This window comes from Pseudomonas sp. MUP55 (genome assembly GCF_034043515.1).
Taxonomy (GTDB): domain Bacteria; phylum Pseudomonadota; class Gammaproteobacteria; order Pseudomonadales; family Pseudomonadaceae; genus Aquipseudomonas.
In genome coordinates this window covers 3,278,047-3,290,929 of the sequence record NZ_CP138214.1, presented here as the reverse complement: position 1 = coordinate 3,290,929, position 12,883 = coordinate 3,278,047, and the positions used below count along the sequence as shown (strand labels likewise).

Sequence of the window (12,883 nt, the reverse complement as noted above, 5' to 3'; positions counted from 1 at the left end):
AGGTTGTTCAGGTGCTCGCTTGCAACGTCAGCACCTCAAACCCATCCGCCGTCACCGCGACCGTATGTTCCCATTGCGCCGACAGGCTGTTGTCTTTGGTCACCACCGTCCAGCCGTCCTTCAGGCTGCGCACCTTGGCGCTGCCCTGGTTGAGCATCGGCTCGATGGTAAACACCATGCCTTCGCGCAGTTCCAGCCCGGTGCCGGGGCGACCGAAGTGCAGGATTTGCGGCTCTTCGTGCATTTCCCGGCCGATGCCATGGCCGCAGTATTCACGCACCACGCTGTAGCCGTTCGCCTGGGCGTGACGCTGGATCGCATGGCCGATATCACCCAGGCGGGCGCCGGGCCGGACCTGGCGGATGCCGGCCCACATCGCCTCGAAGGTCATCTCCACCAGGCGCCGCGCCTTGGGGGTGACGGCGCCGATCATGTACATCTTGCTGGAGTCGGCAATAAAGCCGCCTTTTTCCAGGGTGATGTCGATGTTGATGATGTCGCCGTCCTTGAGGATTTCCTTCGCGCTGGGCATGCCATGGCACACCACTTCGTTGATCGAGGTGTTGATGCAGAAGGGGTAGTCATACTGGCCCAAGCTGGCCGGGCGGGCCTTCAGCTCCTGGCGGATGAAGGTTTCTACCGCGCTGTCCAGTTCCAGGGTAGAGCGGCCGGCGGCGACAAAGCCGTCGAGCATACTGAACACCTGTGCCAGCAGGCGCCCGGATTCGCGCATCACCGCAAGCTGTTGTGGCGTCTTGATCATTGGCTGCGTCCCCGGATCAGGTCGGGTTTGTCCAGCAACAGCTTGTTGATCAGCTCGTTGTAAGGCAGCTGCGGGTTGAGCTCGGCCAGCAGGCCGATCTTGATCCAGAACTCGGCCTGGGCGTTGATGGAGCGGTCCATCGCGGCGCTGGCCAGGCGCAGTTGTTCGTGCAATTGGTCGGTGATCTTGACGATGCCCATACGCTTCACTTTCAGGATTTAATATACGAAGCGTATATGTTTCATATGTTCCGTGTAAGCCTGTCTCGACGAAAGGGTGACGGATTGATTGTTTGCCATATGTTGCCAGAAGCATCGGCTCCCAAGGTTGCGCCCGGCTCAGGCTGCGGGTTAAACGATTAATCGATGGGGTTCGACGATGATCCTGCGCGAGCGTCCAAGCTTATATAACCAAGCGGCGCGCTTATGAAGAAAGGTTACAACAGCCATTGATATTGCCGAGTACGCTTCTGAAGAAGGCGTCTTCCAGGGTTGGCAAGACGCGGCAGGCAAGTGCCTGCGCGATACCTATAAAACGATTGGCAGTCTCAAAAAAGGAGAGGTTGGCCATGCTTTCGGAACTAGAGCTTCGCAGCATTATTGAAGGAAGTTTCCTGCCTAAACGGTGTGAGTGCACCAAAGCCGAAGATGCGTCGTTGACGATCAGGGTCTATGACGACCGCGACCGTGATCGCGTGGACCTGGAGGTCAAGGGCGTGAGTGCGGACAAGCTCAACAGCAGTCGCGCCATCTGCAACCTGATCGCCCAATTGCGCGAAGAACTCAGGCACACCCACGCCCCTGTGCTGCAACGAGCGGCAGGGCGTGGTTATTACTCCTGAGTGACTCGTGGGCCTGGCGTTTGCCAGGCCCTAGTGTTGGCTGGTCACCAACTCATCCGCACACCGGCATTGCCACTGACACCCTCCAGGGCATTACCGTCCAGGTTGGTGTTGTAGTCCGCCGCCAGATAAACGCTCACCGCCGACGACAACTGGGCGACAACCCCTACGCCCACATCGGCGCTGGACGACTTGTGGTCGCTCTTGATGCGGTCCACGTCATCAAAGGTCACCGTGTCGCTGCCGCCGAACGTGCGCCACGCGTTCGCGCGCAGGTAAGGCTCGACGGGCGTGTTGCCCACTAGGTAGCGGCCCTTGAGGCGCGCACCGACTCGGCCGGTCCAGTACTCCTGGGAATCGAACGACACCTTGGAAATGCCGTCGTTCTGGCTGTCCAGGTCGATGGTCTGGCGGATTACCTGGGCCTGCGGTTCTACCACCCAATGTTCGGATAGTTTGAACGGATAACCGGCTTCGGCGGACAGCGCCAGGGCATGGCCTTTGGTGTCCATCTTCACGCCACGGTCGGATTTGTTATCGCCGTCCAGGCGCGTGAACATCGCGACCACATCCAGGTACCCGCCCGCGGAGTCGGTGAGCGTCCAGTAGGCGCCGAAGTTGTCGCCATCGAGCTTGACCCGTCCGGAGCGCCGGTTCTCAAAGCCTTCGGCGAATCCCTTGACGTCACCGTTCAAGCGACTCTGCCCGACGAACAAGCCAAAGCGTTGCAGTTGCCCGCCGCTGGTGTGCGCCGCATAAAGATCATGCCCCACCTGATAGCCCTTGACGCTGCCGTCGAAGCTTGGCGACACGGTGCCCGACCAGCGCTTGTTGAAGTCGCTGCCATAGGCACGTGCCCAACCGGCCGGCACCGCCCCGCTTTCAGTGAGCAGGCTTTGCTCGCCCTGGCGGTCGTGAAAGGTGCCCAGCGCCTGTAGCGTCATCAGTTGCGCGGCCGGAACCACGACTGAGTACACCGGCACTTCCAGGCGGTACAGCGCGATAGGCTCGGCACCGGCCACGGCCGTTGGCAGCACCGGGTTGCTGGCGGCCGATTGCGGTGACGTGGCCGCCGCGACCTGGCTCGGCGGTGGCGCCGGCGGCTCGACTGGCGCCACCGGTTGCGCGGTCGGCGGCTCTACCGGCGGTTCATCGGGGTCGACCACAGGCGGCGTCGGTGGAATCGGTGGCACAGGCACCACCACCGGCGGGGTGGGCGGTACCGGTGGCACGGCGGGTGGCTGCACGGCCACCACCGAGGAGCGCAGGTACCAGTTGTTTTCCGTACCGGCAGTGACGCCGCCTTTGAACAGCAGGTACTCATAGGCGCCGGCCGACACCGAGCCCTTCAAGGCGAAGGCATCGGTGCTGCTGACCGCGCCGTTGAGCGCCTGGACCACCTCGATGCCGTTGTCCTGGGTAAAGCCACCGGCACCGCCGAGGTTGGTGACGGCCAACTGGGTATGGCCGCTGAGCGTACCGTCGGACACCACCAACTTGTCCGTGGCGGAGTTGTCGTCACCGAGCACGGTCTGCAGCCACAGTTGGCCGTTGTTGCCCACGTAATTGCCATGCACCGTGAGCGTATCGCCGGCGCTGGCGCTGCCGGTGGTCATGTCGATGGTGCCGGCGTTGTTCAGCGTTGCCAGTTTGCCTGCGCTGTAGGGGCGGATCGCGCCCTGAGTCACGGCCAGGGTACTGCTGCCATCGAGGTTGAACGTACCGGTGTTGCTGGTACTGTCGCCGAGGAAAAAATCCCCGGCCAGGTCAAAGCGCGAAGCGTTGTTGAGGTTGACGGTCTCCCAGCCGACATAGCGCGCCGGCGTGCCGGAGGTGGTGTTATCGAAGGTCAATTGATCATCGCCCAGGCCGCCGTCGAGGGAGGGCGTGCTGGCCAGCTGGCTTTCGCTGAGGCCGCGCAGCATCGCGATGTCATCGCCATCACCCATCAGCACGGCGGATTTGATCTGGCCGCCGCCCAGCCAATTGAACGTATCGTTGCCGACACTGGCGCGGATCTCGCCATTGATCACGCCGCCACTGACGGTGATGTTGTCATCGCCGCCGCTGACACTGATATTGCCGCCGATGGTGCCGCCCGAAACGATGATCGTGTCGGTGCCGAAGGCGGTCACCAGGTTACCCAGGATCGCGCCGCCGGACATATCGTAGAGGTTGTTGTCGAGCTTCATGTCGACGCGCCCGATGGTGCCACCGGTCTGTCGTGCGGTGTCGCCGTCCTCGAACGCGCCGACGATGGTGCCGCCGGTCATCAGGAAGGTGTCGCGCGAATCACCCTGGGCCAGGGACTGGATTTGCCCGCCGTTCATGATGAAATCATCGACGCCGTTGCCTTGCTGCACCGCGCCGGTGATCACGCCGGAGTCGACGCGTACCGTATCGGCGCCCGCACCGAAGGTGACGCCTCCATTGAGGGTGCCGGAGCCGCCGGAGGGTAGGGTGAGGCTGTTGTTGCCCAGCAGATCGGTCAGGCCAGTGGCGCTGGTGCCGCTGTCGCAGACGTAACTATCGTCGCCGGGTCCGGGGGTAAAAGCGCACGCGGAGTGCGCGGTCTGGGGAGTGATGTACTGCAGTGAAAGAATGCCGACAGCAATAACGGCTCGGGTTGGAAAGCCAGATGCCTTGGTCATAACGTGTCCTACGTATTGTTTTTGTTACTGCTGTTTTTCGGTCTAGCACACACCTCGCTTATCGGAGAATTTTCTGACAAAGGGTACAGGCCGCGCGGCGCACGGCCTTCAGGGCTATCAGCCTAATTGGCTGCGGTAAGGCAGGTCCGGCCCGGTGCGTGTGCAGGTCAGCGCTGCGGCGCGGATCGCAAAGCCGAGCATGGCGTCGATCTGTTCGCGGCCAAGCTGCTGCAGTCCCTTGACCGAGTCCAATTGGTGCTCGGTCAACCAGGCAATCAGTGCTGCCTGGAAGGTATCACCGGCACCTACCGTATCGGCCATCACGATGTCGACTGCCGGCTGCGACCAGTTGCCATGGCGGCGGCTGAACACGCTGGCGCCATCGCCGCCACGGGTGAGAAATACCAGCTGGCAACGGTGTTGCAACCAGCCTTGCAGCACGCTTTCCGGGGATTGCTCGGGGTAGAGCAGGTGCAGGTCTTCATCGCTGACCTTGATCAGGTCCGCGTGCTTGACCAACTCCGCCACCCGGTCGCGCCACAGTTGGATGTCCGGCTGTGGGTTCAGCCGCACGTTGGGGTCGAGGCTGATCAGGCGCTTGCCGCTTTCGCGCTTGACCAGATTGAGCAGCGTGTCGCCGATTGGCGGTACCACCAGCGAAAACGAGCCCACATGCAGCCCGCGAATCTGATCACCCAGGGGCGGCAGATGGCTCAGCTGCAGTTGCCGGTCTGCGCAACCTTCGCCACGAAAGCTGTATTGCGGCGAACCATTGGCACCCACGGCCACCATGGCCAGGGTGGTCGGCGCGTCGAAGGGCACCAGGAAGTCTTGGTTCACGCCTTCGTTCTTGAGCACCTGCAACAGGCGCCGGCCCAGGTAATCGTTGGAAATCCCGGCAAAGAACGCCGACTCGATACCCAGGCGGCGCAGGCCGACCGCCACGTTGAACGGCGAACCCCCGGCAATCGCCTTGTAATCGAGCTTGGCGGCCTGCCCGTCGGCATCCTCCTGGCTGAAAAAATCAAACAGCGCTTCACCACACACCAGATACATAGTTGCTCGCTCTTAAAGGGTTGCCACAAGTTGTTGATAGCGCTCGTAGGCTTGTTGATAGGCCCTGACATTGGCCGGCACCGGCACGGTGCGGCTGGCCGGGTCAAGGCTCACGCATTTGTCGCACAGGCTGGCCAGGGATTCGCCGGACTGGCACCACGCCGCCTGGATCGCCGCGCCCAGGGCCGCGGCCTCGCTTTGTTCGGTACACACCACCTCGGTGTTCATGATGTCGGCGACCATCTGCCGCCACACCGGGCTTTTCGACCCGCCGCCGATCAAGCGGATGCCCAGGCTTTGCAGGCCGGTCTGGCGCAGCAGGTCCAGGCCGTAGCGCAAGCCGAAGGTGGTGCCTTCGACCACTGCGCGGCACAGGTTGGCGCGGGTCAGGTTGGTCATGGTCAGGCCGTGCAGGCTGCCGGTGGCCTGGGGCAGGGCGGGTACCCGTTCGCCGTTGAGGAACGGCAGCATGCTCACCCCGTCGGCGCCGATGGCGGCCTGTTCCACCAGCGCGTTGAAGGCGTTCAGGTCCAGTTCGAACAGCTCGCGGATCACGCTGGTGGCGTTGGTCAGGTTCATCGTGCAGATCAACGGCAACCAGCCACCGCTGGAGGAGCAAAAGGTGGCGACCGACGCCTGGGGGCTGACGTTGGGCTGGTCGGCAAAGGCGTAGACGGTGCCCGATGAGCCCAGGCTCATGGTGATCACGCCGGGGGCGATGTTACCGGTGCCGATGGCGCCCATCATGTTGTCGCCGCCGCCGCTGGCCACGACCGCGTTGGGGTTGATGCCCAGCCGCTCGGCGATGGCCGGCAGGATCGTGCCCACGGCCTGATCGGCTTCAATCAGTTCGGGCAGCGCCGCCTGCAGCCGACCACTGGGGTCGATGTGCTGGAGCAGCGCCACGTCCCATTCACGGCTGCGCACGTTGAAATAGCCGGTGCCCGAGGCATCGCCATATTCTGCGACGGCGCGGCCGGTGAGCCAGTAATTGAGGTAGTCGTGGGGCAGCAGGATGTGGGCGATACGCGCAAAGAGGTCCGGGTGCTGTTCGCGGGTCCACAGCAGTTTGGACACCGTGTAGCCCGGTGCAATGGCCACGCCCAGACGCTCCAGCGAGCCGCTTTCGCCGCCCAGATGCTGCAACAGGCGATCGTTTTCGGCGGCGGTTTCGGTGTCGCACCACAGTTTTGCCGGGCGCAGCACTTCACCCTGCTCATCGAGCAGCACCAGGCCATGCTGCTGGCCGGAAACGCCGATGCCGAGGATGTCCTGGCCGTCCACCCCGGCCTGTTGCAGGGCGCGGTGGGTGGCTTCGGTAAAGGCATCCAGCCATTCCTGGGTGTGCTGCTCGCGTCGGCCGTTGGCGCCGCTGATCAAGGTGTGCGCAGCGGCGCCCAGGCCCAGCACCTTGCCGCTGGACGCGTCGAGAACGATGGCTTTGGTGCCCTGGGTGCCGCAGTCGATGCCGAGGAACAGGTTTTGCTGGGTCATGATGATTTGCTCAGCAGTCTTATTTTTTGGATGGGTAATACAGTCAACATGTGGGAGGGGGCTTGCCCCCGATAGCGGTGGGTCAGTGAAGCCTGTATTGACTGATACACCGCTATCGGGGGCAAGCCCCCTCCCACAGGTTTAAGCCGGTTTCTTCAGGAGGTTCTGCAGGGTCGCAGTGACGCCGTTGTCACGCAGGCTCCCATAACACCGCTGGAAAGCTGCCACAAACCCAGGCGAGTTGGGAATAGCCGTACCGAAAATCTCTTCAACCCCCAGCAGGCGCTGGCTGATCAATGCGTCATCACTCACCAGTGCCTGGCAGAACTCGGCGCGCGGATCGGCAATGGTGTAGCTCGCCCCGTTCTCGTCCACGCCCTTGAGGTACAGCGCCCACGCCGCCACGACCAACGCTGCGCGCTCGGTCTCGCGCCCATCGGCAATCAAGCGATTGATGGTCGGCACGGTGAACTTGGGGAATTTCGACGAACCGTCCGAGCACACCCGTTCCAGCTGGTCGGCAATTGCCTGGTTGGAAAAGCGGTCCACCAGGGTCTGCTTGTACTCCGTCAGGTCGATGCCCGGCACCGGCGCCAGGTTCGGCGTGACGTCCAGGTCCATGTAAGCGCGCATATAGGCGACAAACAGCGGGTCGTTCATGGTTTCGTGAACAAACCGGTAACCCTTGAGAAACCCCAGGTAAGTCAGGGCCAGGTGGCTGCCGTTGAGCAGGCCGATCTTCATTTCTTCGTACGGCGTCACGTCGTCGGTGAACTGCACGCCGACCTTTTCCCAGGCCGGGCGGCCGTTGACGAACTTGTCTTCCAGCACCCACTGCACAAAGGGCTCGCACACCACCGGCCAGGCATCGTCGATGCCGTGCTCGTCATGCAGTTGCAGGCGGTGGGCGGTGCTGGTCATCGGCGTGATGCGGTCGACCATGGCATTCGGGAAGCTCACATTGGCGTCGATCCAGTCACGCAGTTGCGCGTCGTGCAGCGCGGCGAACGCCAGCAGCGCCTTGCGGGTGACCGCGCCGTTGTGCGGCAGGTTATCGCAGGACATCACCGTGAACGCGGGAGTGCCGGCGGCGCGGCGTTGGTTCAGTGCGGCGCAGAGAAAGCCGAACACGGTCTTCGGTGCGCCGGGGTGCGCCAGGTCATGCTGGATCTGCGGCAGGTGCGCCATGAATTCGCCGTTGCTGTCGTCGATGCAATAGCCGCCTTCGGTGATGGTCAGCGAGACGATACGAATGGCCGGGTCGGCCAGTTTATTGATCAGGGCCTGAGCGCCGTCCTCTGCCAGCAGCATGTCACTGAGGGCGCCGATCACGCGCACTTCGGTGTCGTCGGTGTCGCCCAGTTCGTACAGGGTAAACAGATAATCCTGGCCGGCCAGGTCGTCGCGGGCCTTGCGGTCTTCCGCGCGCAGGCCAACGCCGCAGATGCTCCAGTCCAGGCCTTCGCCGGTGTTCATCAAGGCGTCGGTGTAAAACGCCTGGTGCGCCCGGTGGAAACCGCCGACGCCGATGTGCGCGATGCCCTGGCGGGTATCGGCAATCGCATAAGCCGGCAGTTGCACTTCGGGCGCCAGCTGGGTGAGGTTGTGTCTATTCAGTTTCATCTGGGAATACTCGCGGTATCAGGCGGCAGCGCGCAGGGGACGGGCCACGGCCACGCCGTCGGTGTCGAACAGGTGGCAGTGCGCCGGGTCCAGGTGCAGCTGCAGGGTTTCGCCATATTGGCTGGCCATGTCGCCACGAATACGCATGGTCAGCGGCTCGCCGTTGGCGGTGATGACGTGGCAGAAGGTGTCGCTGCCCAGGCGTTCGCCGACGTCGGCGGTGACGGTCAGGGTGGTCTGGCCGGGGGCGGCGATTTCCAGGTGCTCGGGGCGAATGCCCAGGGTCACTGCGCTGCCTACGCTCAGGCTCGGGCCGCTCAGCGGCAGGCTGATCAGGGTGCCGGCGTCCAGCTGTACGTCGCAGCCCTGGCCCTCCACCCAGGTCACTTTGCCCTTGAGGAAGCCCATTTTGGGTGTGCCGAGAAAGCCTGCGACAAACAGGTTGGCCGGCTGGTGATACAGCTCCAGCGGCGAGCCCACCTGTTCGATGCGACCGCTGTTGAGCACCACGACTTTGTCGGCCAGGGTCATGGCTTCGACCTGGTCGTGGGTCACGTAGATCATGGTCGCCTGCAGCTCTTTATGCAGGCGTGCCAGTTCCAGGCGCATCTGCACGCGCAGGGCGGCGTCGAGGTTGGACAAGGGTTCGTCGAACAGGAAAATCTTCGGGTTACGCACAATCGCCCGGCCAATCGCCACGCGCTGGCGCTGGCCGCCGGAGAGCTGCTTGGGCTTGCGCTCCAGCAGCGGGCCCAGCTCCAGAATGCGCGCCGCTTCGCTGACCTTGCTTTCCACCAGCTTCTTGTCGACGCCGGCCAGATCCAGGGCGAACGACATGTTCTTGCGCACGCTCATGTGCGGGTACAGCGCGTAGGTCTGGAACACCATGGCCAGGTCACGCTTGGCCGGGGTCACTTCGGTGATGTCACGCCCGTCCAGCTCGATGGTGCCTTCGCTGACTTCTTCCAGGCCGGCGATCAGGCGCAGCAGCGTGGATTTGCCACAGCCCGACGGGCCGACGAACACCACGAATTCCTTGTCGTTCACTTCCAGGTCGATGCCCTTGATGATGGAAAAACCTTCGAAGCCTTTTTGCAGATTCTTGATTTTCAGGTTGGCCATGATGGGCCCTCCGCTTGGAATTATTATTTGACTGCGCCGAAGGACAGTCCGCGCACCAGCTGTTTCTGGCTGATCCAGCCAAAGATCAGGATCGGCGCGCAGGCCAGGGTCGATACGGCAGACAATTTGGCCCAGAACAAGCCTTCGGGGCTGGAATAGGAGGCGATCAGCGCGGTCAGCGGCGCGGCGCTCGATGACGTCAGGTTCAGCGACCAGAAGGCTTCGTTCCAGCACAGGATCAACGACAGCAGCACGGTGGAGGCCAGGCCGCCCTTGGCGATTGGCAGCAGTACCCGGACCATTTCCTGCCACAGGGTGGCGCCATCCAGGCGTGCGGCTTCGAGGATGTCCTTGGGAATGTCCTTGAAATAGGTGTAAACCATCCACACCACAATCGGCAGGTTGATCAGGGTGTAGATGATGATCAGCGCGATGCGCGTGTCCAAAAGCCCAAAGCTCTTGGCCAGCAAGTAGATCGGCATCAGCACGCCCACCGGCGGCAGCATCTTGGTGGACAGCATCCACAGCAGCGTGCCCTTGGTGCGCTTTGTCTCGTAGAAGGCCATGGAGTAGGCGGCCGGCACCGAGATCAGCAGGCACAGGGCGGTGGCGCTGAACGAGATCAGCACCGAGTTCCAGGCATAGCTGAAGTAGTTGCTGCGCTCGTTGATGTGCAGGTAGTTCTCCAGCGTCGGCGTGAAGATGAACTGCGGCGGCGTGGCGAACGCGTCGATTTCGGTCTTGAAACTGGTCAGCACCATCCAGAAGATCGGGAAGAAAATCAGGATCGCAATGGCCCAGGCCAGGGTGCCGAGCAACAGGCTCTGCAGGCGGCGGGATTGTTGAAGCGTCATGGCGCGGCCCTCAAGGCTTGTCAGTCAGGTTTTTGCCGATCATCCGCACCAGGATGATCGCCGCGATGTTGGCGATGACCACGGCGATCAAGCCGCCGGCCGAGGCCATGCCCACGTCGAACTGCACCAGCGCCTGGTTGTAGATAAGGTAGGCGAGGTTGGTCGAGGCGTAGCCGGGGCCACCGTTGGTGGTGGTGAAGATTTCGGCGAATACCGAGAGCAGAAAGATGGTTTCGATCATCACCACCACCGCAATCGGACGCGCCAGGTGCGGCAGGGTCAGGTGCCAGAAGATCGCGATGGCGCCGGCACCGTCCAGGCGCGCGGCCTCCTTTTGTTCCTGGTCAAGGGACTGCATGGCGGTCATCAGCAGCAGGATGGCGAAGGGCAGCCACTGCCACGACACAATGATGATGATCGACAGCAGCGGGTAGTGCGCCAGCCAATCCACCGGCTCGGCGCCAAACAGCTTCCAGACGGCGGCCAGCACCCCCGACACCGGGTGGAAAATCAGGTTCTTCCAGATCAGCGCACCGACGGTGGGCATGATGAAAAATGGCGAAATCAGCAACACCCGCACCAGGCCGCGACCGAAGAACTCACTGGCCTCCAGCAACGCACTGATCAACACGCCGAACACCACGCTGATCAGCAGCACGCTGCCCACCAGCAACAGTGTGTTGGTGGCACCGGGCAGGAAGCCCGAGTCGGTGACGAAGTAGGTGAAGTTTTCCAGGCCGACGAACTGGTTTTCGCCGGGGTAGAGCAGGTTGTAGCGGATCAGCGAAAAGTACAGGGTCATGCCCAGCGGCACGATCATCCAGAGCAGCAACAAGGCCACCGAGGGGCTGACGAGGAACCAGCCGGGGTTGGCCAGGCGGTTTTTGGCGGATGTATTCATTAGGATCAGGACCAGTCGGATACGAATCGGAGCGCGGTCAATGTGGGAGGGGGCTTGCCCCCGATAGCGGAGTGTCAGTCGATCAATCAGTTGGCTGATCCACTGCTATCGGGGGCAAGCCCCCTCCCACCTTTGACAGGGGTGAGGCCGGGTTACTTGGGGTAACCGGCCCGCTTCATTTCGCGCTCGGTGGTGGTCTGCGCGGCCGTCAGTGCGGCATCGACCGTCTGCTGGCCGGTCAGTGCGCCGGAGAAGAACTTGCCGACCTGGGTACCAATCGCCTGGAACTCAGGAATGGTCACCAGTTGAATGCCGATATACGGCACCGGTTTTTCCGTCGGCTTGGTCGGGTCCGCCACTTTCAGCGATTCCAGGGTCACCTTGGCGAACGGCGCGGCTTTCATGTACTCGTCGCTGTAGGTGGACTGGCGCGTGCCTGGCGGTACGTTGGCGATACCGTCGGTCTTGGCCACCAGTTGGCTGTATTCCTTGGAAGTGGCCCAGGTGGTGAACACCTTGGCGGCGTCCTTGGCCTTGGAGCTGGTGGGGATCGCCAGGCTCCAGGAGTACAGCCACGAGGTGCCCTTGTCGGTCTTCTCGTGCGGGGCAAAGGTAAAGCCGACATGGTCAGCCACCTTGCTTTGGGTCTTGTCGGTGACGAACGAGCCGGCCACGCTGGCATCCACCCAGATCGCGCACTTGCCACTGTTGAACAGTGCCAGGTTCTCGTTGAAGCCGTTGCTCGACGCACCTGGCGGGCCGGATTTTTTCATGTTGTCGACGTAGAAGTTCAGCGCGTCTTTCCACTCCGGGCCGTTGAATTCGGGCTGCCACTTCTCATCGAACCAGCGCGCCCCGTAGCCGTTGGCCAGGGTGGTGATCAGCGCCATATTTTCGCCCCAGCCGGCTTTACCGCGCAGGCACAGGCCGTACTGTTCTTTGGATTTGTCGGTGAGTTTGGCCGCGTATTCGCCGATCTGGCTCCAGGTCGGGTGCTCGGGCATGTTCAGCCCGGCGTCCTTGAACAGGTCGGTGCGGTAATAGGTGATCGAGCTTTCGGCATAGAACGGCAGGGCGTACAGCGAGCCTTTGACGGAAAGTCCGTCGCGTACAGAAGGGAATACGTCGTCGAGGTCGTAGGAAGCCGGCAGGTCTTTCATCGGCTCCAGCCAGCCCTTGGCGCCCCAGAGTGCGGCTTCGTACATGCCGATGGTCAACACGTCGAACTGCCCGCCCTGGGTGGCGATGTCGGTGGTCAGGCGCTGGCGCAGTACGTTTTCTTCGAGCACCACCCAGTTCAGCTTGATCTCTGGATGCTCGCTCTCGAAGGTTTTCGAGAGTTTCTGCATGCGAATCATGTCGCTGTTGTTGACGGTGGCAATGGTCAGGGTTTGCGCGCCGAAGCTGACGGCGCTGAGGGTCATGCAGGTCATCATGCAGGTGGAGACAAGCAGAGCTTTTGCTGTGAACTTCATCGCGCACTCCTTTTCTGCGCCCAGGGGCTACAGAAGGACAGTTATTGTTGTTGTGTCTTCCTACAGGGAGTCAGGAAGAGTGTGCGCTGATTACAGCCTTCAA

General features: G+C 62.4%; 11 protein-coding genes. 1 reads left to right on the top strand and 10 read right to left on the bottom strand.

Features of this window, described 5'->3' with window-relative positions:
- Window positions 1-7: 7 nt before the first annotated feature.
- Both map and SC318_RS14785 read right to left on the bottom strand, forming a co-directional pair.
- Window positions 8-763, bottom strand: a complete 756-nt coding sequence (map, locus tag SC318_RS14790) for a type I methionyl aminopeptidase (protein WP_320427387.1) — start codon at window positions 761-763, stop codon at window positions 8-10.
- Window positions 760-963, bottom strand: a complete 204-nt coding sequence (locus tag SC318_RS14785; RefSeq protein ID WP_057722199.1) for a ParD-like family protein — start codon at window positions 961-963, stop codon at window positions 760-762. Before SC318_RS14785 ends, map begins: the two co-directional genes overlap by 4 nt.
- 368 nt (window positions 964-1,331) lie before the next feature.
- Here SC318_RS14785 and SC318_RS14780 point away from each other — a divergent pair, with 368 nt between their 5' ends.
- The gene (locus SC318_RS14780) at window positions 1,332-1,604 is read left to right on the top strand and encodes a DUF1652 domain-containing protein (protein ID WP_320427386.1); all 273 of its coding nucleotides are present in this window, start codon (window positions 1,332-1,334) and stop codon (window positions 1,602-1,604) included.
- 44 nt (window positions 1,605-1,648) lie between these two features.
- Here SC318_RS14780 and SC318_RS14775 read toward each other — a convergent pair whose 3' ends face one another.
- From SC318_RS14775 to SC318_RS14740, 8 genes are all read right to left on the bottom strand, one after another.
- A complete protein-coding gene (locus SC318_RS14775; protein ID WP_320427385.1) occupies window positions 1,649-4,255 on the bottom strand; it encodes an autotransporter family protein in 2,607 nt (868 codons plus the stop codon).
- 117 nt (window positions 4,256-4,372) lie between these two features.
- Complete coding sequence (locus SC318_RS14770; protein WP_320427384.1) at window positions 4,373-5,311, bottom strand: carbohydrate kinase family protein; 939 nt, start codon at window positions 5,309-5,311, stop codon at window positions 4,373-4,375.
- A 12-nt stretch (window positions 5,312-5,323) separates the two neighbouring features.
- A complete protein-coding gene (xylB, locus tag SC318_RS14765; protein WP_320427383.1) occupies window positions 5,324-6,805 on the bottom strand; it encodes a xylulokinase in 1,482 nt (493 codons plus the stop codon).
- A gap of 141 nt (window positions 6,806-6,946) precedes the next feature.
- Window positions 6,947-8,428, bottom strand: a complete 1,482-nt coding sequence (locus SC318_RS14760; RefSeq protein WP_320427382.1) for a mannitol dehydrogenase family protein — start codon at window positions 8,426-8,428, stop codon at window positions 6,947-6,949.
- An 18-nt stretch (window positions 8,429-8,446) separates the two neighbouring features.
- A complete protein-coding gene (locus tag SC318_RS14755; RefSeq protein ID WP_320427381.1) occupies window positions 8,447-9,550 on the bottom strand; it encodes an ABC transporter ATP-binding protein in 1,104 nt (367 codons plus the stop codon).
- Between the two features lie 23 nt (window positions 9,551-9,573).
- On the bottom strand, window positions 9,574-10,404 hold the full coding sequence (locus SC318_RS14750; RefSeq protein WP_065876330.1) for a carbohydrate ABC transporter permease: 831 nt from the start codon (window positions 10,402-10,404) through the stop codon (window positions 9,574-9,576).
- Between the two features lie 10 nt (window positions 10,405-10,414).
- A complete protein-coding gene (locus SC318_RS14745; protein ID WP_320427380.1) occupies window positions 10,415-11,305 on the bottom strand; it encodes a carbohydrate ABC transporter permease in 891 nt (296 codons plus the stop codon).
- Between the two features lie 152 nt (window positions 11,306-11,457).
- Window positions 11,458-12,741 carry an ABC transporter substrate-binding protein gene (locus SC318_RS14740; RefSeq protein WP_413817645.1) on the bottom strand — a complete coding sequence of 428 codons (1,284 nt, stop codon included), beginning with the start codon at window positions 12,739-12,741 and terminating at the stop codon, window positions 11,458-11,460.
- Between the last annotated feature and the right edge of the window lie 142 nt (window positions 12,742-12,883).

Excerpts from the sequence above, each read along its gene's own strand:
- SC318_RS14780 (WP_320427386.1), top strand. The coding sequence starts at position 1,332 with ATGCTTTCGGAACTAGAGCTTCGCAGCATTATTGAAGGAAGTTTCCTG.
- SC318_RS14745 (WP_320427380.1), bottom strand. The coding sequence starts at position 11,305 with ATGAATACATCCGCCAAAAACCGCCTGGCCAACCCCGGCTGGTTCCTC.
- xylB (WP_320427383.1), bottom strand. The coding sequence starts at position 6,805 with ATGACCCAGCAAAACCTGTTCCTCGGCATCGACTGCGGCACCCAGGGC.
- SC318_RS14785 (WP_057722199.1), bottom strand. The coding sequence starts at position 963 with ATGGGCATCGTCAAGATCACCGACCAATTGCACGAACAACTGCGCCTG.
- SC318_RS14775 (WP_320427385.1), bottom strand. The coding sequence starts at position 4,255 with ATGACCAAGGCATCTGGCTTTCCAACCCGAGCCGTTATTGCTGTCGGC.
- SC318_RS14755 (WP_320427381.1), bottom strand. The coding sequence starts at position 9,550 with ATGGCCAACCTGAAAATCAAGAATCTGCAAAAAGGCTTCGAAGGTTTT.
- SC318_RS14750 (WP_065876330.1), bottom strand. The coding sequence starts at position 10,404 with ATGACGCTTCAACAATCCCGCCGCCTGCAGAGCCTGTTGCTCGGCACC.
- SC318_RS14760 (WP_320427382.1), bottom strand. The coding sequence starts at position 8,428 with ATGAAACTGAATAGACACAACCTCACCCAGCTGGCGCCCGAAGTGCAA.
- SC318_RS14740 (WP_413817645.1), bottom strand. The coding sequence starts at position 12,741 with ATGATGACCTGCATGACCCTCAGCGCCGTCAGCTTCGGCGCGCAAACC.
- SC318_RS14770 (WP_320427384.1), bottom strand. The coding sequence starts at position 5,311 with ATGTATCTGGTGTGTGGTGAAGCGCTGTTTGATTTTTTCAGCCAGGAG.
- map (WP_320427387.1), bottom strand. The coding sequence starts at position 763 with ATGATCAAGACGCCACAACAGCTTGCGGTGATGCGCGAATCCGGGCGC.